Source organism: Dyella ginsengisoli LA-4, from assembly GCF_000334915.1.
In the GTDB taxonomy this organism is placed as follows: Bacteria; Pseudomonadota; Gammaproteobacteria; order Xanthomonadales; family Rhodanobacteraceae; genus Dyella_A; species Dyella_A ginsengisoli_A.
Genome location: NZ_AMSF01000030.1, coordinates 1 through 24,862, shown reverse-complemented (window position 1 = coordinate 24,862; position 24,862 = coordinate 1). Strand labels below are relative to the sequence as shown.

Below are 24,862 nucleotides of genomic sequence, written 5' to 3'. Positions count from 1 at the left end.
GGCGACTCACCCGCCCCGGTGGATCAGGCGGCCTTCTTGGCGCCCATTTCCTCGGCCTTCTTGATCGCCTCGTCGATGCCGCCAACCATGTAGAACGCCTGCTCCGGCAGGTGGTCGACGTCGCCGTCCACGATCATCTTGAAGCCGCGGATGGTTTCCTTCAGCGGCACGTACTTGCCCGGCGAACCGGTGAACACCTCGGCCACGTGGAAAGGCTGCGAGAAGAAGCGCTCGATCTTGCGCGCGCGCGACACGGCCTGCTTGTCTTCTTCGGAGAGCTCGTCCATGCCCAGGATCGCGATGATGTCCTTGAGCTCCTTGTAGCGCTGCAGCGTGCCCTGCACGCGACGGGCGACGTCGTAGTGCTCGGCGCCGATCACGTTCGGATCGAGCTGGCGGCTGGTGGAGTCCAGCGGGTCCACCGCCGGGTAGATGCCCAGCGAGGCGATGTTGCGGGACAGCACCACGGTCGCGTCCAGATGGGCGAAGGTGGTGGCCGGCGACGGGTCGGTCAGGTCGTCCGCGGGCACGTACACGGCCTGGATCGAGGTGATCGAGCCGGTCTTGGTCGAGGTGATGCGCTCCTGCAGCACGCCCATTTCCTCGGCCAGGGTCGGCTGGTAGCCCACCGCCGACGGCATGCGCCCGAGCAGTGCGGACACCTCGGTACCGGCCAGGGTGTAACGGTAGATGTTGTCGACGAACAGCAGCACGTCCTTGCCCTTGCCGCTCTCATCCTTTTCGTCACGGAAGTACTCGGCCATGGTCAGGCCGGTCAGCGCCACGCGCAGACGGTTGCCCGGCGGCTCGTTCATCTGGCCGTACACCATGGCCACCTTGTCGAGCACGTTCGAGTCCTTCATCTCGTGGTAGAAGTCGTTGCCCTCGCGGGTACGCTCGCCCACGCCGGCGAACACGGACAGACCCGAGTGCGCTTTCGCGATGTTGTTGATCAGCTCCATCATGTTCACGGTCTTGCCCACGCCGGCGCCGCCGAACAGGCCGACCTTGCCGCCCTTGGCGAACGGGCAGACCAGATCGATCACCTTGATGCCGGTCTCCAGCAGGTCTGTCGCCGCTGCCTGGTCGGCATAGCTCGGCGCCTCGCGATGGATCACCCAGCGGTCCTGCTCGCCGATCGGACCAGCCTCGTCGATCGGGTTGCCGAGCACGTCCATGATGCGGCCGAGGGTCGCCTTGCCGACCGGCACCTTGATGCCTTCGCCGGTGTTGCGGGCGACGAGGCCGCGCTTCAGTCCGTCGGTCGAGCCGAGCGCGATCGTGCGCACGATGCCGTCGCCGAGCACCTGCTGGACTTCCAGCGTGATGTCGGTGCCGTCGATCTTCAGCGCGTCGTAAACCTGCGGCACCTGATCGCGTGCGAACTCCACGTCGATGACCGCGCCGATGATCTGTACAACTTTGCCCTGACTCATGGGTGTGCTCCGAATGGATCTCTTGTGTTCGTTGCGGCGCCGCGTCGCGTCGCCCTGCGTATGGGATTGGCGATGATCAGACCGCGGACGCGCCGCCGACGATCTCCGAGATTTCCTGGGTGATCGCGGCCTGGCGAGCCTTGTTGTAGATCAGCGTCAGCTCGCCAATGACCTTGTTGGCGTTGTCCGACGCGCTCTTCATGGCGACCATGCGCGCGGCGTGCTCGCTGGCCAGGTTCTCCAGCGCCGCCTGGTACACCACCGATTCGATGTAGCGGTTGAGCACGTGGCCGAGCACCGTGCCTGCGTCCGGCTCGTAGATGTAGTCCCAGTCGTGGGTCTGCTCGAGCTTGATTCCGGCATAGGCCGACTCACCCGACGCCTGGTGCGCGGCGAGCTCCGAGGCCACCAGCGGCAGCGGCAACAGCGCGTCCACCGTCGGCTTCTGCGTCATCGTGTTGACGAAGTCGTTGTAGGCGAGGAACAGGCGGTCCAGCTTGCCGTCGGTATAGGCGTCCATCGCCACCTTGATCACGCCGACCAGCTGCTCGACCTTCGGCTTCTCGCCAAGGTGGGTGACGCTGCCGAGCAGGTTCACGCCCTTGAGGCGGCGGAAGAACTGGACCGCCTTCTGGCCGATCGCCACCACGTCGATTTCGACGCCCTTGTCCTGCCACTCGCGGATCGCCGGCAGCAGGCGGCGGAACAGGTTGGAGTTCAGGCCGCCGCACAGGCCGCGGTCGGTGCTGACCACCACGAAGCCCACACGCTTGACCTGCTCGCGCTCGACCAGGAACGGATGGGTGAAGTCGGTGCTGGCCTGGGCGACATGGGCGATCACCTTGCGCATGGCACGCGCGTACGGGCGCGAGGCCTTCATCAGGTCCTGCGCACGACGGATCTTCGAGGCCGAGACCATTTCGAGCGCGCGCGTGACCTTGCGCATGTTCTGCGTGCTCTTGATCTTGGTTTTGATTTCGCGTCCGCTTGCCACGTTTGCCTCAACCTTTTGGGTGATTGCGATGCCGGCGATCCGCCGGCGTGCACAGTGACCGCCAGGCGGCCACCACGCGAGGCTGCCGATTACCAGCTGCCGGTCTTCTTGTACTCGTCCAGGCCAGCCTTGAAGGTCGCCTCGATGTCGCCGTTCCAGTCACCGGTGGCGACGATCTTCTTCATCAGCTCACCGTGGTTCTGGTGGAAGAAGGCGTGCAGGCCCTTCTCGAAGGCCAGCACCTTGTTCACCGGCAGGTCGTCGAGGTAGCCCTTCTCGGCCGCGTACACGGACAGCGCCAGCTCGGCGATCGACAGCGGCGCGTACTGCGCCTGCTTCATCAGCTCGGTCACGCGCTGGCCACGATCCAGCTGGGCGCGGGTCGCCGGGTCGAGGTCGGAAGCGAACTGCGCGAACGCCGCCAGCTCGCGGTACTGGGCCAGCGCCAGCTTCACGCCGCCGGACAGCTTCTTGACGATCTTGGTCTGCGCCGCACCACCCACGCGCGACACCGAGATACCGGCGTTCACGGCCGGGCGGATGCCGGCGTTGAACAGGTCGGTCTCGAGGAAGATCTGGCCGTCGGTGATCGAGATCACGTTGGTCGGCACGAACGCGGACACGTCGCCGGCCTGGGTCTCGATGATCGGCAGCGCGGTCAGCGAACCGGTCTTGCCCTTCACCTCGCCGTTGGTGAACTTCTCGACGTATTCCTCGGACACGCGCGCGGCGCGCTCGAGCAGGCGCGAGTGCAGGTAGAACACGTCGCCCGGGTAGGCTTCGCGACCCGGCGGGCGCTTCAGCAGCAGCGAGATCTGGCGGTAGGCCACGGCCTGCTTGGACAGGTCGTCGTAGATGATCAGCGCGTCTTCGCCGCGATCGCGGAAGTACTCGCCCATGGCGCAACCGGAGTACGGTGCGATGTACTGCAGGGCGGCCGACTCCGAGGCGGAGGCGACGACCACGATGGTGTTGGCCAGCGCGCCGTGCTCTTCCAGCTTGCGCACGACGTTGGCGATCGACGAACGCTTCTGGCCGATCGCCACGTAGATGCACTTAATGCCCGAGTCCTTCTGCGCGATGATCGCGTCGATGGCCAGCGCGGTCTTGCCGGTCTGACGGTCGCCGATGATCAGCTCGCGCTGGCCGCGGCCGATCGGGATCATCGCGTCGACCGACTTGTAGCCGGTCTGCACCGGCTGGTCGACCGACTTGCGCCAGATCACGCCCGGCGCAACCTTCTCGATCGGGGCATTGATCTTCGCGTTCAGCGGACCCTTGCCGTCGATCGGGTTGCCCAGCGCATCGACCACACGACCCAGCAGCTCGGGACCGACCGGCACCTCGAGGATGCGGCCGGTGGTCTTGGCGGTGTCGCCCTCCTTCAGGTGCTGGTATTCGCCCAGCACCACCGCGCCGACAGAGTCGCGCTCGAGGTTCAGCGCCAGGGCGTAGGAGCTGCCCGGCAGCTCGATCATTTCGCCCTGCATCACGTCGGCCAGGCCGTGGATGCGCACGATGCCGTCGGAGACGCTGATGATGGTGCCCTCGTTGCGGGCCTCCGCGCCGAGCTTGAACTGCTCGATGCGGTTCTTGATCAGCTCGCTGATCTCGGACGGGTTGAGGGTGGTGCTGGACATAGGTCGTTATCCTTGGGTTCGCGCCGCGTCAACGGCACCCGATGATGTTCGAAACGTGTGTCAGTGCGTCAGGACGCTGGCGAGCCGGTCGAGCCGACCGCGCGCCGAGCCGTCGATCACTTCGCTGCCGGTGTCGATCACCACGCCGGCCAGCAGCGAGGCATCGACCCGGGTCTCCAGTTCGATCTCGCGCTTGAAGCGGCGCTTCAGCGAAGCCTTCAGTTGTTCGGTCTGCGCCGCATCCAGGGCCATCGCGCTGGTCACCTTCACCAGCAGCTGCGACTCGGATTCGCGCTTGTAGGTCTCGTACAGCGCGGCGATCTCCGGCAACAGGGCCAGCCGGCGATGCGCAGCCAGTTCAGCCAGGAAGTGGCCGAACGGTGCGTCGGCGGCCGTGCCCTGCGGCAGGTGGACGGCGACCAGCTGGTCGGCCTGCACACGCGGATCGCTGATCAGCCCGGCGACCCGCGGGTCCGCCGAGACGGCCGCGGCGAAGGCCAGCGCCTGCGACCAGGCCGAGGTGGCACCGGCGTCGCGCGCCACTTCGAAAGCAGCACGCGCGTAGGGACGGGCGAGGGTGATGGCCTGGCTCATCGCTTACATCTCGGCAGCGAGCTGATCGAGCATCGCCTTGTGGGCGTTGGCGTCGATCTCGCGCTGCACGATCTTCTCGGCGCCCTGCACGGCCAGTCGACCGACCCAACTGCGCAGTTCCTCGCGAGCGCGCTGATGCATGCTGGTCACTTCGTCCGCCGCAGCCGCCTTCACGCGGGCCGCCTCGGCCAGCGCTTCGTCGCGGGCCTTGTCGACGATCTGGTTGGCCTGCTGCTGCGCGCGCTCGATGATCTCGGCAGCCTGCTGTCGCGCCAGCTTGACCTCGCTCTCGGCCTTGGAGCCGGCGTCCTTGAGCTCGGCACGCGCGCGCTCGGCGGCAGCCAGACCCTCGGCAACCTTCTTCTGGCGCTCTTCGATGGCTCCATTGAGCGGCGGCCAGATGAACTTGGTGGTGAACCAGACCAGGATGGCGAACGACACCATCTGGCCCAGGAAAGTCAGATTGATATCCATGAGCTTTCCAAATGACTCCGGTAACGCGTTAAACCGCCGATCGCCGCCGCACGTTTGCGCAGCGGCGACAATTGCCTAGCCGATCAACCGCCAACGGCGGCGCGAAGGGCGGAAATGAGCGGGTTCGAGAACGCGAACAGCAGCGCCACGGCCAGGCCGATGATGAACGCCGCGTCGATCAGACCGGCGAGCAGGAACATGCGGCCCTGCAGCAGCGGCACCAGCTCCGGCTGACGGGCAGCCGACTCAAGGAACTTGGAGCCCATGATGGCGATGCCCAAGCAGGCACCCAGCGCGCCGAGGCCGATGATGACGCCGATGGCGATGGCGGTGAGGCCCTGGACGTGAGCGACGAGTTCGACGAGGTTCATGGAAATCTCCTGTGAATCTTTATCTAAGAGTGGTTAGGGCAAAGCGGTTGAAGCGGAACCGGATGAAACAGGTGGATCAGTGATGCTCGTGCGCCGTCGCGATGTACACGATGGTGAGCATCATGAAGATGAACGCCTGCAGCAGGATGATCAGGATGTGGAAGATCGCCCACGCCGTATTGAAGATCACGCCCGGCAGGAAACTGATCCAGCCCGCGAACAGGCCGGCGATCAGCATGAAGACCAGCTCGCCGCCGTACATGTTGCCGAACAGTCGCATCGCCAGCGACACCGGCTTGGACAGGTATTCGATGATGTTCAGGCCGAGGTTGGCCGGCACCAGCAGCAGCTTCACGACCGGGTTGTGGGCGTGGAACGGGGAGGTCAGCAGCTCCTTGCCGAAACCCATGCCACCCTTGGCCTTGATGCCGTGGCCGAGCACGATGAAGAACACGCACAGGGCCAGACCCATGGTGGTGTTGATGTCGGCGGTCGGCACCCAGCGGAAATAAGTGTGATGCGCCACCTCGGCGCCGGCGGCGGTCTTGATCGCCATGCCGGGGATGTCCAGCGGCAGCAGGTCCATCGTATTCATGAAGGTCACCCACATGAAGATGGACAACGCCAGCGGGGTCACCGTGCGGCGGTCACCATGAAAAGTGTCCTTCACCTGGGTGTCGACGAACTCGACGATCAGCTCGACGAAGGCCTGGCCCTTGGACGGCACGCCGGAAGTCGCGCGACGGGCCTTGACCCAGAACCACAGGCAGAACAGCAGGCCGAGCACGAACGAGACCACCAGCGTGTCCAGGTGGATGCTCATGAACGAACCGTTGCCCAGCTGCACCGTGTCGTGGTGCAGGTGGTGCTGGATGTACTCGGTCAGACCGCCTTGCGGCTCGGTAGCCATGCATCAACCCTTGAATCGAAACGCCAGCAGATTTATTGCGTAGGCAGCCACCAGCCCTGTCAAAGCGGCCAGTGGCGGCAGTTTGTATTGGCCGAGGATGATGATCAGTCCCGCGATGATCGCCATCCACTTCAGGATCACGCCCGAGAGCCAGCGCCCCATCGCGAGCCCCCCGCCTCCCCATCCGGCAAAGGTGCGCCAGGCCAGCAGGGCATTGCCCAGCGCCACGGTCACACCGCCACCGGCGGCGGCCAGCGCAGCACGCGGACCCTGCCCCAGAAAAACGAGGCCGAGTACGACGGCAACCAGGCATTGCAGCGCAATCATGCGCGCGGCCAGTCGCCGTCCCGAGGCTATGCTGTTGAGCACGCGATTCCCCCACTGTTTTGCCGTACCAACGGCATCGATCCACAGAGTGGTGGGGCACGGTCCAAGCTTTGAAAGTGTAACAGGCGCAACTTCATAGCGACAAGCCGATCTTGGTCAAAAAAGTCGCACTCCGCACATGAAAAAGGCCGGGTCCGAAGACCCGGCCTTGTCGCCTGGAGCGAGCGCGACGCGTTACTTGCCGGCAGCCTTCTTGACAGCCTGCACCGGGGCCGAGACGGCCTCGTTTGCCGCCGCCTGCTGCTCCTGCAGAATCGCGCCCAGCGACTCGACGGTCTTCTGGGTCACGGCGAAGATCTCCTGCCCCGCGGCGACGGCGCGCTCGGCGGCATCACGGCTCAGGCCGGCACCCTTCTCCCACAGCGAACGGAAGCCGTCGGCATCGCGCACTTCCATCGCCTCGGCGAAGAAATCCGCCGACACCTTGGCCTGCTTCTCGAAATTCTTGAACTGCAGGCCCGCGACGGTCTCGAAGCCCTTGAGGGCCAGCGTATGCGCCTTGAACGCATTGTCGGAGAACTGCTTGGCGTAGCTGAACGCCTGACTGGTGAACTGCTGATTCATGGCAATCTCCCCTCGATGGGGTGGCTGGTAGTGGAGCTACCGTACCAAGTATTTTGCTGCAGCGCAATATAAATTTTCTGGCCACCAAACCGGTTCAGCCGTTCTTCACTATTTCCGGATAGTTACAGAACATGACGCCTTCATTGCGACGCATCAAAAACTGCTGGAAGAGCAACTCGCTCCAGACGTGCAGGTCTCATGCACCACGACCCGGTCCAATCCCGCCAGAGCCGGCTTCAGCCGGACCCAGATCCAGCGGGCGAGCATCTCGCTGGTCGGATTCTCCAGCCCCTCGATATCGTTGAGGTAGTGGTGGTCCAGCTGCTCGTAGAGCGGCGCGAAGGCCGCCTTCACGTCGGCAAAGTCCATCACCCAGCCAAGCTGCGGGTCCGGCTCACCCTCGACATGGATCTCGATCCGGAACGAATGACCGTGCAGGCGCGCACATTTGTGCCCCGGCGGCACGTTTGGCAGACGATGCGCAGCCTCGAGCTGAAAGACCTTGAAGATATGCATGAGCGATCGCCGGAACGTCCAGACCGCGCAACGCGGCCACCTCGGCGCGGGGAATATGGAATGGTGGCTATGGGTGGACTCGAACCACCGACCCCAGCATTATGAGTGCTGTGCTCTAACCGGCTGAGCTACATAGCCACGTGTGACGCCTCCGCCAAGCCGGTTCGCTCAAGCGGGGCGCGGCAGTTTAATGGCCAGACGACCACCGTTCAAGTCTCGGCTTGCTGCCCGTTTCTGCGCTGTGGTTGAATCATTCCCGGAAACGCCACCCCTGCAGCCATTGCGCAGTGACTCATGGCCCTTCCAGGAGACGACATGATCGATGTGGATGGCTATCGTCCGAACGTGGGCATCGTGCTGTTGAACGGCGATGGCCGGCTGTTCTGGGCGCGTCGCGTCAACCGCGACGGCTGGCAGTTTCCACAGGGTGGCATGCGCAGCGACGAAACCCCGCTCGAGGCGATGTACCGCGAACTGCAGGAAGAGACGGGCCTGGCGCCCGAACACGTCGAGGTGGTCGGGTCCACCCGCGGCTGGCTGCGCTACCGCCTGCCCCATCGTTACGTGAGGCACCACCAGCGACCGACCTGCATCGGCCAGAAACAGGTCTGGTTCCTGTTGCGACTGGTCGGGGGCGAAGATGCGCTCAAGCTCGATGCCTGCGACAAGCCCGAGTTCGACCTGTGGCGCTGGGTCGACTTCTGGTACCCCGCCGCCCACGTGGTCAACTTCAAGCGCGGCGTGTACGAGCGGGCATTGCGCCAGTTCGCCCCACTGGTCGAGAGCCTGCTCAGCATGCAGATCGGTGCACCACCGGCTCGCGACACACACGGCCCGGGCAAGGGATGCGCCGCCGCCTGAAGGGGCGCAGCCTGCACCCCTGGATGGATGCGGCACCGCAAGTAGCTTCGACACCGTTTCCTTGACGCTTCGAGCGCGGGACAGCTATACCCACCCCTTTGCCCGGGAGGGACTGCATGCCGCCTCGACCCCCACCGCGACTGGTCGTGCAGACGCACGATGCCGCCCGGCAGCGGGCGCGCCGTCGCTGGCTGCTCATGGCCTGGCCGGCCAGTCTCCTGCTCGCGGGCGCCATCGCTTTCTGGTTCGGACAGTCGCCCGTACAGATCCCGCTGCCGCGCGGCAACCGTGCACTGGTCAGGCAACTCCAGGCGGAGAACGAGCAACTCAAGCAGCAGGTGGCCGACCTCAAGCGATCGCAGCAGGTGGCCGACGTGGCCATGCGCTCGCTGCAGCGCTCGATGGCCGAGCGCGAGGAGCAGATCAGCGGGCTGCGCGCCGATCTTGGCTTCTACTCCCGTCTGGTCGGAGGCGACGGTCAGCGACAAGGGCTGCGGATCCAGGAGGTCCGGGTGCAGCCGGTGGCGCAATCGAACGCCTGGAACGTCACCTTGAGCCTGACCCAGAACATGCGGCGCGGTGACGAAATCGGCGGCAAGGTCACCATCACCGTGGAAGGGTTGAGTGACAACCAGGTCCAGCAACTGAGCTGGGATGCACTTGGCGATAACGCGCAGAAGGACGGGTTACCCTTCAAGTTCCGCTACTTCCAGCAACTGCACGCCACGTTCGTGCTTCCGGCAGGCTTCCGGCCGACGCGCCTGCGCATCCATGCCGCTCCTGACCAGGGCGCGACCGCTGACCGGGCCGTGGCATGGAATGACGCACTGAACGGCACCATCACCAGCACCCGAGGGGACAGCGATGCTCAACCGTAAACGCGCCGGGCGCGAATCGCCCAGCCACGAGACCAGCCTGATCGCGCGGGGGACCACCATTCGCGGCGACCTGCACTTTACCGGCGCACTGCATCTGGACGGCTGCATCGAGGGAGCGATCGTCGCCGAAACCGACGACGCGGTGCTGACGGTGAGCGAGCACGGCCAGGTGATCGGCGAGGTTCGCGTGCCGCACGCCGTGATCAACGGCCGTATCGACGGCAATGTGCTCAGTGACGCGCGCCTGGAACTGGCCGCGCAGACCTGCATCACGGGTGACGTGCACTATCGGCTGCTGGAAATGGCAGCCGGCGCGCAGGTCAACGGACGCATGGTCCATGTGGGCGCCGACGTGCCACGGGAACTGGCGGCGCCGCGCGATGCCTCGGCCACCGATGAAATCGCCGACGCGGAATCCGCGCAGGCCTGAACGCGGTATGCTTGAGGTCTGGCTCCGGCCGCCTCATATGCAGCTGTCATGGATACCATCGCCGCCTTTCCCGATTATCGCAGCGCCCAGGCGCCGCTCGTTTTCACCGAAGCAGCCGCACACAAGGTGCAGGAGCTGATCCGTGAAGAGGGCAATCCCGACCTGAAACTGCGCGTCTATATCAGCGGCGGCGGCTGTTCGGGCTTCCAGTACGGCTTTACCTTCGACGAGGCGCAGGCCGAGGACGATCTCGCGCTGGAGCGCGAGGGCGTTACGCTGCTGGTCGACCCGCTGTCGCTGCAGTACCTGACCGGCGCCGAGATCGATTACTCCGAAAGCTTCTCCGGCTCGCAGTTCGTGATCCGCAACCCCAATGCCAAGACCACCTGCGGATGCGGATCGTCGTTCTCGGTCTGAGGCCGGGCATCTTCACGTCCTGGCAAGCATGAACACCTTCAGCGGACTCAGCCTGGTACTTGACCGTGCGGCGGAGCGCCGCGACGAGGTCGAGTGGGTGGCCGCAAGGGCGAACAGCAGCCAGGCCCGGTTTCTGGTGCTGGACGCCGAGCAGCAAGCTCTCGCGATCACCGATGGTGACGCCCTGCGCTGGCTGGATGCCGCCGAACGCGAGTCGCTGCTGCCGGAGCTCCCGGCATCCCTGCTGGGCATCACCGAACAGAACACCTTCTTCCTGCTCCACGCTGGCGCCCGTGGCGACGCGGTGGCCAGCGCGCTTGGCGCACGCCGCATTCCGCTGCGCGAGGCGGGGCTGCGGCTGCCGGCCCACGAGGCCGGCCTGTTCGCCTATGCCAAGGGGCTGGCCCACTGGCAGCGGGAGATGCGCCATTGCCACGCCTGCGGCGGCGCACTGCAGCTGGTGGCGTCCGGTCACCGCGCGCAGTGCATGGCCTGCGGCAAGCTGCATTTCCCGCGCACCGATGCGGCAGTCATCGTGATCGTCGAACACGACGGCGCCTGCCTGCTGGGCCGCCAGGCGAACTGGCCGCAAGGACGCTACTCGACGCTGGCCGGCTTCGTGGAGCCGGGCGAATCGCTGGAAGACGCCGTGCGGCGCGAAGTCGCCGAGGAAGCCGGCGTGCGCGTCGACCAGGTTCACTACCACTCCTCACAGCCGTGGCCACTGCCGGCGTCACTGATGGTCGGCTTCACCGCCACCGCACATGACCGCGCGATCCAGCTGCGCGACGGGGAGCTGGAGGAGGCCCGCTGGTTCACCCCCGCGCAGATTGCCGAAGGACTGGCCGACGGCAGTTTCGCCACGCCGCCGAAGCTTTCGGTGTCCTACCGTCTGCTCGCGCACTGGCTGAGTGAGCGGGGCGGTCTCGACCTGGACTCGCTGATCGCCCGCCAGCGCTGATCGGCTCGCTTACAATGCGGCTCCTGCGCTTGATGGAGTCACTGCATGGCCATCCGCCTGCTCGCCGCCCTGCTTGCCCTTGGGCTTCTGCATCTGCTGCCGAGCCTTGCGCGCTGGCACACCGACGGCGTGCTGCGACGCTGGAGCCGCGCGCTGCGCGAGCTGACCGGCGCCGGCCGGGTCGCCGTACTGGTCGGCGTACCGGTAGCCATCGTGCTGGCCGTGACGGTGGCGCTGCAGCATGCCTGGCTCGGCGACCTGGCGCGGCTGGCATTCGCGGTGGCGGTGCTGCTGCTGTGTTTCGGGCCGCGCGCATTCGAGAGCGATCTGGAAGCGGTACTCGGAGCGTCGGACCGGCCGGGTCGGGAGACGGCCGCCCAAGCACTGTCGGAGGATGGGGAACCCGTTGCCTGGACTGCGCACGCTCTGGGCGAAGCCATCGCCTTCGCCGCGCTCCGGCGCCGTTTCGGCGTGCTGCTCTGGTTTTTCCTGCTCGGCCCGGCCGGCGCGCTGCTGTACTACCTCGCCCGCCGGCTGGGTCGCGACGAATCCATGCCCCTGGACGAGACCAGCCGTGAGTCCGCGCGGCGCCTGGGCAACGCGCTGGACTGGATCCCGGCGCAGCTGCTGGTATTCACCTTGGCGGTGGTCGGCCACTGGGACGCCGTGCTGGCCGCCTGGCAGCGCTGGCGGACCCAGGCCGGAGCCGGCCACTGGTATCGGGAGGAGCCGCGCTTCCTGGCCGAGGCGGCCTGCGCCGACATCGCCGTGGAAATCGAGGCGGGCGACGGCTACGCCGAAGAGCGCAGCGACCCGCTGCTCGAGCTGGTGCGCATGCGCAGCGCATTCCTGCGCGCCCTGGTTGCCTGGATGAGCGTGGTGGCGCTGGTGGTCATGGGCGGCTGGCTCACCTGAGCGGACTTGCCGCTCAAGCCCTGTCCCCGCGCAGCTCCCGCACGCGCTGCTCCAGCGCCGCAGCATCCGCGTGCTCCGGCGCCCGGGGCGCATCGACCACCAGCTCGACCCGTGCCCGGAACCGGCGTGGCAGGCGGGAGCGCCCCATCATCGAATCGCGCCGGCTCCACACACTGCCCCACAGGCCACGCAGCGCCATTGGCACCACCGGCACCGGGCGACGCGCCAGGATCCTCTCCACGCCGGGCCGGAACGGCGCGATCGCGCCGTCGCGGGTGAGCCCGCCCTCGGGGAAGATGCAGACCACCTCGCCATCGGCCAAGGCGGCATCAATCGCCTCATAGGCTGCCTCCAGCACGGCCGGATCCTCCTTCTGGCCAGCGATCGGGATCGCCTTGGCGGTCCGGAACAGCCAGTGCAGCAGCGGCACATTGAAGATCCGGTAGTACATGACGAAGCGCACCGGTCGGCGCACGTTCGCCATCAGCAGCAGCGGATCCATGAAGCTGACGTGGTTGCATACCAGCAGCGCCGGTCCCTCCTCGGGCACGTGCTGCATACCGTCCACGCGTACCCGGTACAGCGTGTTCACCAGCACCCAGGTGACGAAGCGCATGATGAACTCGGGCACCAGGGTGAAGATGTACGCCGCCACGGCGATGTTGAGCAGCGCGGCGGCCAGGAATATCTGCGCCGCGTCCAGCCCCAGCGCCCCGAGCCCCAGTCCGAAGCCCGCCGCCGAGACGATCAGCAGCGCGTTCATGATGTTGTTGCCGGAGATGATCCTCGACAGCTTCTCGCGCGGCGCGCGCGCCTGCACGAAGGCGAACAGCGGCACCACGTAGAGACCGGCGAACACGCCGATCAGGGTCAGGTCGAGTATCAGCCGCACGCTGCCCGCACTGCGCAGGAAGCCCAGCCAGTTCAGCCCTTGCGACCCGGCGATGCCATGACGCGCCAGGTACAGATCGACGCCGAACACGGTGAGCCCGAACGCGCCCAGCGGCACCAGGCCGATCTCCACCCGCTTGCCGGACATCCGCTCGCACAGCAGAGCACCGATGCCGCTGCCGACCGAAAAGAGAGTGAGCACGAGGGTGTAGACCGTCTCGTCGCCGCCCAGCGTCTCGCGCGTGTAGATCGGCAGCTGCGCGATCAGCACGGTGCCGAAGAACCAGAACCAGGAGATGCCGAGCACCGCGTTCCACACGGCGCGGTCGGCGTGGGTGATGCGCAGTACGCGCGCCGTCTCCACGTAGGGGTTCCACTGGAACTTCAGATCCGGCGCGGTGGGCGGTGCCGGAGGAATCGCGCGACTCGCCAGGTAACCGACCAGGGCGATCGCGATCGTCGCGCCGGAGGCCAGCCACGGCCCGATCCCGGCGACGCGCATCAGCGTGTTGCCGGCGATCATGCCGATCAGCATCGCCAGCTGGGTACCCATTTCCACCAGACCGTTGCCGCCGACCAGTTCGGTGGGCTTGAGCGCCTGCGGCAGGATCGCGTACTTGATCGGCCCGAACACGGTCGAGTGCATGCCCATCATGAACAGCACGACCAGGAGCAGCGCGACGTGGTGGGTGACGAAGCCGATCGCCGCCACCGTCATCGCCGCCACCTCGAACAGCTTCACCCAGCGGATGATGCGGGTCTTCTCGAACTTCTCCGCCAGCTGGCCGGCCGAGGCGGAGAACAGGAAGAACGGCAGGATGAACAGTGCCGGCGCGAAGTTGGTGTAGATCGCGGCCTTGTGCTCGTCCAGCCCCATCTGGAACGCCACCAGCATCAGCAGCGCATTGCGGAATGCGTTGTCGTTGAACGCACCCAGTGCCTGGGTCCAGAAGAACGGCGCGAAGCGCCGGCGGCCGAGCAGGGCGAATTGGCTCATGCAGGTTCCATCCGGGAAATGCCGGCGCCTAGCCTAGCGTGAAAGGCGTCCGGACTCCCGGCCGCGGCTCATTGCCGGCGCAAGGCGCGATGGGCGATGTCACGGCGGCAGAACGCGCCCTCCCAGCGAATCCCGGACACCGCGGTGTAGGCGCGCTCACGCGCCTCGGCGATGTCCTTGCCCAGCGCGCACACGGTCAACACACGACCGCCGGCAGTCACCACGTGGCCATTGGCATCGAGCCTGGTTCCGGCATGGAACACCTTGGTGTCGGCGGCCTGGGGGGCATCCAGGCCTTCGATGGGATCGCCGCTGCGCACCTTGCCCGGATAACCGCCGGCGGCGATCACCACGCCCAGCGACGGCCGCGGGTCCCACTGCGCCCGGGTGTGGTGCAGCTCGCCGTCGAGCGCGGCGTCGATCAGGTCCACCAGATCCGACTTCAGCCGCATCATGATCGGCTGCGTCTCCGGATCGCCGAAGCGCACGTTGAACTCGATCACCTTGGGGTTGCCCGCCTTGTCGATCATCAGGCCGGCGTAGAGGAAACCGATGAACGGCGCGCCCTCGGCCGCCATGCCGCGCAGGGTCGGCTGGATCACCTGGTCGAGGATGCGCTTCTCCACCTCCGGCGTGACCACCGGCGCGGGCGAATAGGCGCCCATGCCGCCGGTGTTGGGACCCATGTCATTGTCGTCGCGACGCTTGTGGTCCTGGCTGGAGGCCATCGGCAACGCGTGACTGCCGTCGCTCATCACGATATAGCTGGCCTCCTCGCCGTCGAGGAATTCCTCGATCACCACCCGCGCCGAGGCGTCGCCGAACGCGTGTGCGCCAAGCATGTCGTGCAGGGCCAGCTCGGCGTCCGCCAGGGTCAGCGCCACCACCACGCCCTTGCCGGCGGCCAGGCCGTCGGCCTTGATCACGATCGGCGCGCCGTGCTCGCGCACATAGGCCAGCGCGCGGTCGAGCTCGGTGAACACCGCGTAGCGGGCGGTCGGGATGTTGTGGCGGAGCAGGAAGTCCTTGGCGAAAGCCTTGGAGCCCTCCAGCTGGGCGGCGATCGCGCGCGGTCCGAAGATGCGCAGGCCGGCCGCGCGGAACTTGTCGACCACGCCGGCGACCAGCGGCACCTCGGGGCCGACCACGGTCAGCCCGACCTTCTCGGCCCTGGCCAGCGCCAGCAGGCCGGCGATGTCGGTCACCGCCACATCGGCATTGCGCACGCCTCGCTCGCGGGCAGTACCGGCGTTGCCCGGCGCGACGATCACCTCGTCGACGCGTGGCGACTGCTTGAGCTTCCACGCCAGCGCGTGCTCGCGACCGCCGTTGCCGATGACCAGGACCTTCATGCCGAACTCCGAGATGCTTGGGGGCGCCGCCGGCGCAAACGCGCATTGTAGCGGCTGGCCGCCGCCCGATCGGCCGGGTCAGCCGCGGCCGGCGAGCAGGGCCAGCAGCGCGGCGCGCGGCAGCTTGCCGGTCTCGTTGCGGGGCAGGGCGTCGACCAGACGGAGCGGTCGTGGCAGGAACAGCGGGTCCATCTCGCCGCGCAGGGCGTCCAGGATCCGCGCCTCGGTCAGCCCCGGTGCGACCGCCAGCGCGGCGATGCGGCGCACGCCGCCGGCATCGGGCTCGTCCAGCTGCAGCACCACGCCATCGCGCACGCCGGGAATGGCCAGCAGGCGCCGGGTGAGATCACCCAGCGAGGCGCGCTTGCCGGCGATCTCCAGCAGGTCGGCATGTCGTCCGCACAGCCGGAATGTCCGCCCCTCCTCGTGCAGGGTGACCAGGTCGGCCAACACCACCGGCGCAGCCAGCTGCGGCGCGTGGATCTGGGTGCCATCGGGCTGCGGATGCAGGGAGACGCCGTCGTAGAGCTGCCAAAGCTCCGACGCGGTGGGCTGGCGCGTGGCAAAGACGCATGTCTCGGTCGAGCCGAATACCTCCAGCAGCGGCGCACCGTAGAGCTGCTCGGCCCGCGCGGCCAGCTCCGGTGGCATCGGTGCGGTCGCCGACAACATCGCCGCCAGCGGCGGCAGCGCCACGCCGGACTCGACCAGTGCGCGCAGGTGCACGGGGGTGATCACCAGCACCCGCGGCGCCGGCACGGCGGCGAGCGCGACGGCCACGTCAGCGGGGAAGAAGGGACGGCTGCCGCACACCGCCACATCGCCGTGCAAGGGCAGCAGTACGGTCGTCTCCATGCCGTACATGTGTTGCGGCGGCACGGTCGCCACCACGTTGAACCGCTCGCCGACGCGGTCGCGCAGCATGCGCAGGTTGCCTGCATTGCTGGCGTGGAAGCTGCGCCAGGTCTTCACGTGCGCGGCCGGGCGGCCGGTGGAACCGGACGTGTAGCCGATCGCCACCACCTGCTCGGCGTCGATCGTCGGCCACTCATCCTCCCCAGCGCCGACCGGTGCCGGGAGCAGGGGCAGGCGGTGGTAACCCGGCGGGGTCGGCTCGAGCGGCAGTTCGCCCAGTGCGTAGCAGCCGGGATGATCGGCCATCACCTCGTCGATGGCCCGTGGCGCGCGCGAGGACGGCAGCAGGTTGGCCTGACCGCGCAGGACGATGGCGCAGAACGCAACCAGGAAAGCGTAGCGCTCCTCACACAGGTTCACCGCCGCCGATGCCTCGGGAAGCTGGCTGGCGACGTGGCGGACGTCAGCCAGAAACTGGCGAGCGTTCACCGGCTCACCGTCCCGCCAGGCCACCGTGCGCCACGGCCCGCTCCCGCCCAGCAGGGGAAGCTGCAGCGGCGACGCGCCCGGATTGAGATCGAAAACGGTGGACAAACCCAATGACTCCCGCGATGAAGGCCCCTGCGGCCCGAAAAGGCGCAGCATGCCGACCACGCCCGAAGCGGACGTGAATGCCATGCGTCGCGTTGGCCGCCCGCTCGCCGCGGTCTCCGCACGACGGATCCGCAGGCGCCCCGGCGGGTGGCCTAGGCGCGGATGATAGCGCCGCTGAGCACGTCGCGGATGCTGCTGGGCGCTGCATCGCCGCCCACTGGAGCCAGCAACAGGCCGTCCGGGCCATCCCCGAAATAGGCCGCGACCTCCTGCGCAGTCCGCGCGGGCGGCTGATCGTGAGGGTTGGCGCTGGTGGAAACCAGCGCGCCGCCGAACGCCCGGCACAGCGCCGCGGCCGGCTCATGTGCCGTGACCCGCACCGCGATGCCTTCGTGGCCGCCACATACCCACGGCGGCACGGCGGCCGAACGCGGGAACACCCAGGTATGCGGCCCCGGCCAGCTTGCCCGGGCGACCTGCAGGCGCTCCTCCGGCACCTGGTCGAGCGCAAGGTAGGGCTCGAGCTGGGCGAAGTCCGCGCCAATCAGCAGCACGCCCTGCTCGGGCGGCCGCTGCTTGAGCGCAAACACGCGCTCGCACGCCGCCAGGTTCTGCGGATCGCAGCCGAGGCCGAACACCGCCTCGGTCGGGTACGCCAGCACGCCACCGGCCTTCAGCAGCGCGGCGGCGCCCTCGATCTCGCTCGCTCCGTAACGGTGCAGCAAGCCGCTCAGTCCCCGCTCGACTTGGCGGCGGTCTTCTTCGCGGCCGCTTTCCTGGTGGCGGTCTTTTTCGCTGCGGTCTTCTTGGCGGCGGCTTTCTTCGCGGGAGCTTTCTTGGTCGCGGCCTTCTTCGCGGCCGGCGCCTTCTTCTCGGCGGTCTTCTTCGCAGCGGTCTTCTTGGCGAAGCGCCCCTTCTTCACCGGCGCAGCCGCCAGCAGCTCCAGGCACTGCGCCTCGGTCAAATCCTTCGGCTCGGTGTCCTTCGGTATGCGGGCGTTCTTCTCGCCGTCGGTGATGTAGGCGCCGTAGCGGCCGTTGAGCACCTGCACGCCGTTGCCGAAGTCCTGGATGACCCGGTTGGCCAGCATCTCCAGCTTCTCGGCGACGATCTGCAGCGCGCGCGGCAGCTCGATGGTATAGGGATCGTCCTCGGGCTTGAGCGAGGCATAGGTCGAGCCCTGCTTCACGAACGGCCCGAAGCGGCCGATGCCGACGCTGACCTCGTCGCCGTTCTCGGCCTGGCCCAGTTTGCGCGGCAGCTTGAACAGCTCCAGCGCCTGCTCGAGCGTGATGGTGTGCATGCTCTGGCCGGGACGCAGCGAGGCGAACTGCAGCTTTTCGTCGGTGTCCTTGTCGCCGATCTGTGCGTACGGCCCATAGCGACCCAGCCGCACCGAGACCGGCTTGCCGGATTTCGGGTCGGTGCCGAGCTCGCGGGCGCCGGTGGCTTCGCTGCGGTCGACGGTCTCGGTCTTCTCGTCCACCTGCTGCTTGAACGGCTGCCAGAAACGCTCCATCAGCGGCACCCAGGCCTCCTCGCCACGGCTCACCGCGTCCAGCTCGTCCTCGAGCTTGGCGGTGAAGTCGTAGTCGACGTAGCGGGTGAAATGCTGCACCAGGAACTTGCCCACCGCGCGGCCCACGTCGGTGGGTTTGAAGCGGCGACTGTCCAGCAGCACGTATTCGCGGTTGAGCAGCACCTGGATGATGCTGGCGTAGGTGGAAGGACGGCCGATGCCGTATTCCTCCAGCGCCTTCACCAGGCTGGCTTCGGAGTAGCGCGGCGGCGGCTCGGTGAAGTGCTGGTCGGCAAGGATGTCGGTCAATGCGACCTGCTCGCCCTTGGTCAGCCGCGGCAGGCGGCGGCCTTCGTCGTCGTCCTCGGCACTCTTCTGGTCGCGCCCCTCCTCGTACACGGCGAGGAAGCCGGGATCGACCACGGTGGTGCCGGTGGCGCGGAACGCCGCCGGGCCGCCGGAAGCATCGGGCAGGGCGAAATCGACCGAGACCGTGTTCAGCGTGGCGTGGATCATCTGGCAGGCGACGGTGCGCTTCCAGATCAGCTCGTACAGCTTGCGCTGCTCGTCGTTGAGGAAGGAGGCCACCTCGCGCGGCGTGCGCATGGCCGAAGTCGGGCGGATCGCCTCATGGGCCTCCTGTGCATTCTTGGCCTTGGACTTGTACGCCTGCGGCTGGTCCGGCAGCGCCTTGGCGCCGAAGTCGCGGACGATCAGCTGGCGCAGCTCGGCGACGGCATCATCGGCCAGCGCCACCGAGTCGGTACGCATGTAGCTGATCAGGCCGACGTTGCCCTCGCTGCCGAGCGACACGCCCTCGTACAGGCCTTGCGCCACCTTCATCGTGCGGCTGGTGGAGAAGCCGAGCTTGCGCGCGGCCTCCTGCTGCAGGGTGGAGGTGGTGAACGGCGGCGCGGGGCGGCGCTTGCGCTCCTTGGAGCCGACTTCGCTCACCGTCAGGCGGCCATGGGCGGCCTCCTTCAGCGCGGCGCGGGCGGCCATCGCGTCCGCCTCGTTGGTGAGATCGAACTGTTCGAACTTCTTGCCGTTGAGCTGGGTCAGGCGGGCGCTGAAGTCGGCTTCCGGGTGCTTCAGCTGGGCCTCCACCGTCCAGTATTCGCGGGCGACGAAGGCCTCGATCTCCTCCTCGCGCTCGACGATCATGCGCAGCGCCGGACTCTGCACGCGGCCGGCGGACAGGCCGCGCTGGACCTTGCGCCACAGCACCGGCGACAGGTTGAAGCCGACCAGGTAGTCCAGCGCGCGACGCGCCTGCTGCGCATCGACCATGTCGTGCGAAAGCTGGCGCGGCTCGGCCACCGCCGCCTTGATCGCCCTGGGCGTGATCTCGGAGAACACCACCCGGTGCATGCGCTTGCCTTCGGTGAGACCGCGCTCCTTCAGGATCTCGCTGATGTGCCAGCTGATCGCCTCGCCCTCGCGATCCAAGTCGGTCGCGAGATAGATGTCGTCAGCCGCCTTGGCCGCCTTGGCGATGGCGTCGACGTGCTTTTCGTTGCGTTCGATCACCTCGTACTTCATGGCGAAATCGTGTTCGGTATCGACAGCCCCCTCCTTCGGCTTCAGATCGCGCACATGGCCGTAGGAAGCCAGGACCTGGAAGTCCTTGCCGAGGTATTTGTTGATCGTCTTGGCCTTTGCGGGGGACTCGACGATGAGCAGGTTTTTCGCCATGTGGCAGGGATATCCAAAGGGGGATCACCGTCGCCGTGCGACGGACACATATATCTAGTTGAGCCACGCGGCTGCGATGACTGTCAAGCCGAACTGTCGGAAAGTGAGGCGGGACGCCGGATTCAGGGGGCCAGACGCTGGTAGCGATTGCCGGGCAGGGCGCCGATCCGCCCCTCCAGCTCCAGCAGCAGCAGGCGCGCCGACAGCTCGGAGGCCGGGGTGCCCAGGCGCGCCACCAGCTCGTCCAGCGCGACCGGATCGTGACCCAGGGCCGCCATCAGGGTATCGTCCGCCGCCTTGATCGGGGTCTCGCCGATCGGCGCATCGGGTGACTCCCCGCCCAGCCGGGCAGCCAGATCGGCACCAAGCGCCCGTGCGGCCGGCCCCAGTGCCTCGATCACCTCGCCCGGCTCCTCCACCAGGCGGGCACCGTCGCGGATCAGCTGGTGGCTGCCGCGCGCCAGCGGATGATGGATCGATCCCGGCAGGGCGAACACCTCGCGACCCTGTTCGGCTGCCAGCCGCGCGGTGATCAACGAACCCGATCGCAGGCCGGCCTCGATCACCAGGGTGCCCAGCGCCAACCCCGCGATCAGGCGATTGCGGCGAGGGAAATGATCGGCCCGGGCAGGCGTGCCGGGCGGGAATTCGCTGACCAGCGCGCCCCGCTCGACGATGCGACGGGCGAGGGCCTGGTGCTTGCGCGGATAGACCCGATCGGCCCCGGTACCGACCACCGCCACGGTCGGCAGGCCGGCATCCAGCGCGGCGACATGGGCAGACCCGTCGATGCCATCGGCCATGCCGCTGGTCACCAGCAACCCGGCCTGCCCCAGCGCGCGAGCGAAGGCGCGCGCGTTGGCCAGACCACCAGGGCTGGCCTGGCGCGCTCCGACGATGGCGATCTGCGGCAACAGCAGCAGGGAAGCGTCGCCCGCCACGAACAGCGCCGCGGGTGGCTGCGGGATGGTCTCCAGTGGCGGCGGGAAATCCGCATCGGTACAGCAGAGCAGCCGGCGACCGGGGTGCGCCAGCCAGAGCAGATCCTCGTCCAGTCGCGCCTGGTCCGGACGGCGCAGCCAGTCCCGCGCACCGGCCTCGGACGGAACGCTGCCCCGGACGATCCGGTCGAGCGCTTTTGCCATATCTCCGCCGGCATCGGCCAGACGTGCACGCAATCCACCGGGCCCCAGCCCCGGGCACCTGAGCGCCAGCAGCCAGGCGCGCAATTGATCCTCGTCCATCCGGCGAGTCTAAGCGGCAGACCAAAAGCAGACGGCGCGGCAAAGCCGCGCCGTCGTGTGGTCCTGCACCGACCGTTCAGTCGATGACTTACTCGGGCATGCGCAGCGTGTCGCGGTTCTTGACTGGCTTGAGGCTGTCCATGATCAGCGCGTAGCTGACCTTGTCGAAGGTGCGGAACACCATGACATGGCCGGCGAACTCCTCCGGCAGGGTCACCTTCGGCGAGGTGCCGCGATCCCAGCTGTCGCCGGCGACGTCGTCGGCGATGGTCTCGCCAGGTTGCCAAACGGCGTAGGTCTGGCCGTTCTCGACACCGTCCTGCTTGCCGATCGACAGCGCGACCACCTGCAGCTTGCCGTCTGCTTCCAGCGCGTCGGCGATGTCGATCACCCGGGCGTTCTGCGGCACGCTCTTGGGCGCATGCGGGTAGTAGTAGGCGTCGTAAGGCTGATCGTCGATCGGCATCACGCGGTCGCCCTTGCGAACCTCCCGTGTGGAGTCGAGCAGCAGCAGGGTAGAGACGTCGCCCGTGCGCAGCGTCTCGGCCGTACCGATCACGGTGACTTCGACGCCCAGGTCGTCGCCGCGGCCGTAGTGGCCGTCGTTGCGGAAGTCCTCGGACCAGGGACCACGCACCGTGGCCACATTCGCGTCGAGCGGATGCGCGACCAGATCGCGGTCATCGCCCTTACCGTAGCCGCGGAAGACATGCGTCGGGCGAACGATGGCCCAGCGCTGCCCAGGCTGGGAATTCAGGTTGCGCACGTAGACGTTCTGCCCCGGCGCACCGGCCAGCCGCGCTTCTTCCAGGCCCACCACGTAGGGGGTGGAATTCAGCTCGTCCGAATTCACCACCCGCATGTCCTTGAGGAACATGCTCAGGTCGGACAGCGGAATGGCCGGAACCGGCTCCTCGCCCGCATGCACGCCCGGCTCCAGCTTCAGCGAGGGGCCGTTGATGAAGGACAGGTTGAGGACATCACCCGGATAGATCAGGTGCGGGTTGTGCACCTGCGGGTTGGCCTGCCAGATCTCCGGCCACAGCCAGGGCTTGGACAGGAACTTGGCGGAAATGCCCCACAGGGTGTCGCCCCGGTGCACGGTGTACGTGTCAGGATGGCTGGCCCGGAGCTGGGCCCCGGCCGCGTAGACGGCAACCGTCACCAGCATGCCTGCCAGCAGTCCGATGGACTTCTTGATCATATGCGGGAATCCCCCTCCCCCGGTGCAGTCGCGAGTGTAACCGAACGGTTAAGCCACGCAACTGGAGCCAGTTGGCAAAACTGTCTGCCTTACGCGGGCTTGCCGACGTACAATAAACCGTATTCTAGATCGCGGCCGGCATGGGTTTTCGCCACTTTGCCCGCAATTCCGGCGACGAGGTGAGCTTATGTCCGTTCTGAACATCATTGAATTCCCCGATCCCCGCCTGCGCGTGCGCGCCGAACCGGTCAGTCGGTTCGACGCCGAACTGAAGCAGTTCGTCGCCGACATGTTCGAAACCATGTACGCCGCCAATGGCGTCGGCCTGGCCGCGACCCAGGTCGCCGTGAACCGGCAGGTGCTGGTGGCCGACATGAGCGAGGAGCGCAACCAGCCGCTGGCGCTGGTCAATCCGGAAATCCTGGAAAAAACCGGCTCCCAGGTCTACCAGGAGGGCTGCCTCTCATTCCCCGGCATCTTCGCCGACGTCACCCGGGCGCTGAAGATCAAGGTCAAGGCGCAGGACGCGGACGGCAAGGAGATCCTGATGGACATCGAGGGCCCGCTCGCCGTGTGCATCCAGCACGAAATGGATCATCTGGCCGGCAAGGTCTTCGTCGACCACCTCTCTGCGCTGAAACGCTCGATGCTGCTCAAGCGGATGGAGAAGCAGCGAAAGCAGGCGGCCAGCGCTTGAGCGCAATGGCCCCGCTGCGCATCGTTTTCGCCGGCACCCCCGAATTCTCCGTTCCCTGCCTCGACGCCTGCCGCGCCAGCGGGGCCGAGCTGGCGGCCGTGTACACCCAGCCGGACCGTCCGGCAGGTCGCGGGCGCAAGCTCACTCCCAGCCCGGTGAAGCAGGCTGCACTGGAAGCAGGCATCCCGGTCGAGCAACCCGAGTCACTGCGGGACGCGGACGCCCGTGCACGACTCGCTGCCTATGCACCGGACCTGATGGTGGTGGTTGCCTATGGCCTGATCCTGCCGCGCAAGGTGCTGGCGATTCCGCGCCTGGGCTGCTGGAACGTCCATGCCAGCCTGCTGCCGCGCTGGCGCGGCGCGGCGCCGATCCAACGGGCGATACTCGCTGGCGACGCCGAGAGCGGCGTCGACCTGATGCAGATGGAGGCCGGGCTGGATACCGGCCCGGTGCTGCTGGAGCGACGCACGCCGATCACCGGTGACGACACCGGCGGCAGCCTGCACGATCGGCTCTCCGCACTTGGCGCCGACGTGCTGGCCGCAGGGCTGCGCCGAGTCATGGCGGGCGAAACCCTGACCGCCACACCGCAACCGGAAGCCGGCGTTACCTACGCGCGCAAGCTGGACAAGGCCGAGGCACAGCTGGACTTCGCCCGGCCCGCGATCGAGCTGGAGCGGCAAGTCCGAGCCTTCGATCCCTGGCCGGTCGCTGAGGGCGAGATCGCCGGCGAGCGGGTGCGGGTGTGGGCCGCCCGCGCGATCGGCACCTTGCCCGGCGCCGCGCCGGGCACCGTGATCGCCGCCAGCCGCGACGGTATCGACATCGCCTGCGGCAGCGGCGCCCTGCGGGTTACCGCGATCCAACGCGCCGGCGGCAAGCGCATCAGCGCGGCGGACTACCTCAACGCCCGCGCCGAGCTGCGCGCGCCACGATGAAACCGGACACCCGCGCGCTCGCCGCCAGCGGCCTCGCCGAGATCGCCCTGCGCGGCGCCTCGCTGCGCGAGGTGATGGAGCGCAGCGCGCCGCGCCTTCCCGATCCACGCGACCGCGCCCTGCTGATGGCCCTGCTCAGCGAGGGCGCCCGCTGGTGGCTTCGCTACGACGCCGCGCTTGATGAGCTGCTGGCCAGACCGCTCAAGCGCAAGGAGCCCGCGATCCACGCCCTGCTGGTGCTGGGCCTGGTGCAACTGGAGGTGCTCGAGCTGGAGGATTACGCCGCCGTGGCCGCCACGGTCGAGGCGACCCGCGCGCTCAAGCGCCCGGCGCTGGCCGGGCTGGTGAACGCGGTGCTGCGACGCTGGCAGCGCGAGCGCGGCGAGCGCCTCGCCAGGCTGGACGCGCAGCCGGCGACCCGCCACGCCCATCCGGACTGGCTTGCCGTCGCGCTGGCGACCGACTGGCCCGCGCAGGCCGAGGCGGGGATGGCCGCCGACAACCGCGAGCCGCCCCTGATGCTGC

26 protein-coding genes and 1 tRNA gene are annotated in these 24,862 nt (G+C 67.5%); 9 read left to right on the top strand and 18 right to left on the bottom strand.

Going from position 1 to position 24,862, the window contains the following annotated elements; translation table 11 throughout:
* Positions 1-23: 23 nt before the first annotated feature.
* The 11 genes from atpD to C693_RS0108820 all read right to left on the bottom strand — a co-directional run bounded on the left by atpD (position 24) and on the right by C693_RS0108820 (position 8,024).
* Positions 24-1,436: a F0F1 ATP synthase subunit beta gene (atpD, locus tag C693_RS0108870; protein WP_017461910.1), complete on the bottom strand. Its 1,413-nt coding sequence runs from the start codon at positions 1,434-1,436 to the stop codon at positions 24-26.
* A 76-nt stretch (positions 1,437-1,512) separates the two neighbouring features.
* Positions 1,513-2,430, bottom strand: a complete 918-nt coding sequence (gene atpG, locus C693_RS0108865; protein ID WP_017461909.1) for a F0F1 ATP synthase subunit gamma — start codon at positions 2,428-2,430, stop codon at positions 1,513-1,515.
* Between the two features lie 89 nt (positions 2,431-2,519).
* Positions 2,520-4,070, bottom strand: a complete 1,551-nt coding sequence (atpA, locus tag C693_RS0108860) for a F0F1 ATP synthase subunit alpha (protein ID WP_017461908.1) — start codon at positions 4,068-4,070, stop codon at positions 2,520-2,522.
* Between the two features lie 60 nt (positions 4,071-4,130).
* Positions 4,131-4,664 carry a F0F1 ATP synthase subunit delta gene (locus tag C693_RS0108855; RefSeq protein WP_017461907.1) on the bottom strand — a complete coding sequence of 178 codons (534 nt, stop codon included), beginning with the start codon at positions 4,662-4,664 and terminating at the stop codon, positions 4,131-4,133.
* Positions 4,665-4,667: 3 nt separating this feature from the next.
* Positions 4,668-5,138 carry a F0F1 ATP synthase subunit B gene (locus tag C693_RS0108850; protein ID WP_017461906.1) on the bottom strand — a complete coding sequence of 157 codons (471 nt, stop codon included), beginning with the start codon at positions 5,136-5,138 and terminating at the stop codon, positions 4,668-4,670.
* Between the two features lie 83 nt (positions 5,139-5,221).
* Entirely contained in the window at positions 5,222-5,509 is a 288-nt protein-coding gene (gene atpE / locus C693_RS0108845; RefSeq protein ID WP_017461905.1) for a F0F1 ATP synthase subunit C, read from the bottom strand.
* A 76-nt stretch (positions 5,510-5,585) separates the two neighbouring features.
* Positions 5,586-6,419 (bottom strand): F0F1 ATP synthase subunit A, encoded by an 834-nt coding sequence (atpB, locus tag C693_RS0108840; RefSeq protein WP_017461904.1) that lies wholly within the window; start codon positions 6,417-6,419, stop codon positions 5,586-5,588.
* A 3-nt stretch (positions 6,420-6,422) separates the two neighbouring features.
* Positions 6,423-6,746, bottom strand: a complete 324-nt coding sequence (locus C693_RS0108835) for an ATP synthase subunit I (RefSeq protein WP_017461903.1) — start codon at positions 6,744-6,746, stop codon at positions 6,423-6,425.
* A 234-nt stretch (positions 6,747-6,980) separates the two neighbouring features.
* Entirely contained in the window at positions 6,981-7,370 is a 390-nt protein-coding gene (locus C693_RS0108830) for a phasin family protein (protein ID WP_017461902.1), read from the bottom strand.
* 153 nt (positions 7,371-7,523) lie between these two features.
* Positions 7,524-7,886 carry a 6-carboxytetrahydropterin synthase QueD gene (gene queD / locus C693_RS0108825; protein WP_017461901.1) on the bottom strand — a complete coding sequence of 121 codons (363 nt, stop codon included), beginning with the start codon at positions 7,884-7,886 and terminating at the stop codon, positions 7,524-7,526.
* A gap of 61 nt (positions 7,887-7,947) precedes the next feature.
* Positions 7,948-8,024: transfer RNA gene (locus C693_RS0108820), tRNA-Met, on the bottom strand.
* A gap of 177 nt (positions 8,025-8,201) precedes the next feature.
* On the opposite strand from C693_RS0108820, the gene C693_RS0108815 reads away from it, so the two are divergent.
* From C693_RS0108815 to ampE, 6 genes are all read left to right on the top strand, one after another.
* Positions 8,202-8,747 (top strand): RNA pyrophosphohydrolase, encoded by a 546-nt coding sequence (locus C693_RS0108815; RefSeq protein ID WP_017461900.1) that lies wholly within the window; start codon positions 8,202-8,204, stop codon positions 8,745-8,747.
* A gap of 146 nt (positions 8,748-8,893) precedes the next feature.
* Positions 8,894-9,625 (top strand): DUF6776 family protein, encoded by a 732-nt coding sequence (locus C693_RS0108810; RefSeq protein WP_241762652.1) that lies wholly within the window; start codon positions 8,894-8,896, stop codon positions 9,623-9,625.
* Entirely contained in the window at positions 9,612-10,055 is a 444-nt protein-coding gene (locus C693_RS0108805) for a bactofilin family protein (protein ID WP_017461898.1), read from the top strand. Before C693_RS0108810 ends, C693_RS0108805 begins: the two co-directional genes overlap by 14 nt.
* A gap of 48 nt (positions 10,056-10,103) precedes the next feature.
* Positions 10,104-10,472, top strand: coding sequence for an iron-sulfur cluster insertion protein ErpA (erpA, locus tag C693_RS0108800; RefSeq protein WP_017461897.1), 369 nt, complete (start codon positions 10,104-10,106; stop codon positions 10,470-10,472).
* A gap of 28 nt (positions 10,473-10,500) precedes the next feature.
* A complete protein-coding gene (nudC, locus tag C693_RS0108795; RefSeq protein ID WP_017461896.1) occupies positions 10,501-11,433 on the top strand; it encodes an NAD(+) diphosphatase in 933 nt (310 codons plus the stop codon).
* A 45-nt stretch (positions 11,434-11,478) separates the two neighbouring features.
* Entirely contained in the window at positions 11,479-12,348 is an 870-nt protein-coding gene (gene ampE, locus C693_RS0108790) for a regulatory signaling modulator protein AmpE (RefSeq protein WP_017461895.1), read from the top strand.
* Positions 12,349-12,361: 13 nt separating this feature from the next.
* Here the strand turns inward: ampE and C693_RS0108785 are convergent, their stop codons facing one another.
* The 7 genes from C693_RS0108785 to C693_RS0108755 form a co-directional block, all read right to left on the bottom strand.
* Positions 12,362-14,236 (bottom strand): MFS transporter, encoded by a 1,875-nt coding sequence (locus C693_RS0108785; RefSeq protein ID WP_017461894.1) that lies wholly within the window; start codon positions 14,234-14,236, stop codon positions 12,362-12,364.
* A 68-nt stretch (positions 14,237-14,304) separates the two neighbouring features.
* The gene (gene purD, locus C693_RS0108780; RefSeq protein WP_017461893.1) at positions 14,305-15,588 is read right to left on the bottom strand and encodes a phosphoribosylamine--glycine ligase; all 1,284 of its coding nucleotides are present in this window, start codon (positions 15,586-15,588) and stop codon (positions 14,305-14,307) included.
* Positions 15,589-15,666: 78 nt separating this feature from the next.
* Positions 15,667-17,037 carry an AMP-binding protein gene (locus tag C693_RS0108775; RefSeq protein WP_017461892.1) on the bottom strand — a complete coding sequence of 457 codons (1,371 nt, stop codon included), beginning with the start codon at positions 17,035-17,037 and terminating at the stop codon, positions 15,667-15,669.
* A 152-nt stretch (positions 17,038-17,189) separates the two neighbouring features.
* Positions 17,190-17,762 (bottom strand): L-threonylcarbamoyladenylate synthase, encoded by a 573-nt coding sequence (locus C693_RS0108770; RefSeq protein WP_017461891.1) that lies wholly within the window; start codon positions 17,760-17,762, stop codon positions 17,190-17,192.
* A 5-nt stretch (positions 17,763-17,767) separates the two neighbouring features.
* Positions 17,768-20,251 carry a DNA topoisomerase I gene (locus tag C693_RS0108765; protein ID WP_017461890.1) on the bottom strand — a complete coding sequence of 828 codons (2,484 nt, stop codon included), beginning with the start codon at positions 20,249-20,251 and terminating at the stop codon, positions 17,768-17,770.
* Between the two features lie 122 nt (positions 20,252-20,373).
* A complete protein-coding gene (gene dprA, locus C693_RS0108760) occupies positions 20,374-21,495 on the bottom strand; it encodes a DNA-processing protein DprA (RefSeq protein WP_026107290.1) in 1,122 nt (373 codons plus the stop codon).
* 88 nt (positions 21,496-21,583) lie between these two features.
* Complete coding sequence (locus C693_RS0108755) at positions 21,584-22,699, bottom strand: LysM peptidoglycan-binding domain-containing protein (protein WP_017461888.1); 1,116 nt, start codon at positions 22,697-22,699, stop codon at positions 21,584-21,586.
* A gap of 187 nt (positions 22,700-22,886) precedes the next feature.
* Here C693_RS0108755 and def point away from each other — a divergent pair, with 187 nt between their 5' ends.
* The 3 genes from def to C693_RS0108740 form a co-directional block, all read left to right on the top strand.
* On the top strand, positions 22,887-23,396 hold the full coding sequence (gene def / locus C693_RS0108750) for a peptide deformylase (RefSeq protein ID WP_017461887.1): 510 nt from the start codon (positions 22,887-22,889) through the stop codon (positions 23,394-23,396).
* A 5-nt stretch (positions 23,397-23,401) separates the two neighbouring features.
* Complete coding sequence (gene fmt, locus C693_RS0108745) at positions 23,402-24,337, top strand: methionyl-tRNA formyltransferase (RefSeq protein ID WP_017461886.1); 936 nt, start codon at positions 23,402-23,404, stop codon at positions 24,335-24,337.
* Positions 24,334-24,862: transcription antitermination factor NusB (locus C693_RS0108740; RefSeq protein WP_017461885.1), on the top strand; the 529-nt coding region annotated here is incomplete at its 3' end. The genes fmt and C693_RS0108740, both read left to right, overlap by 4 nt.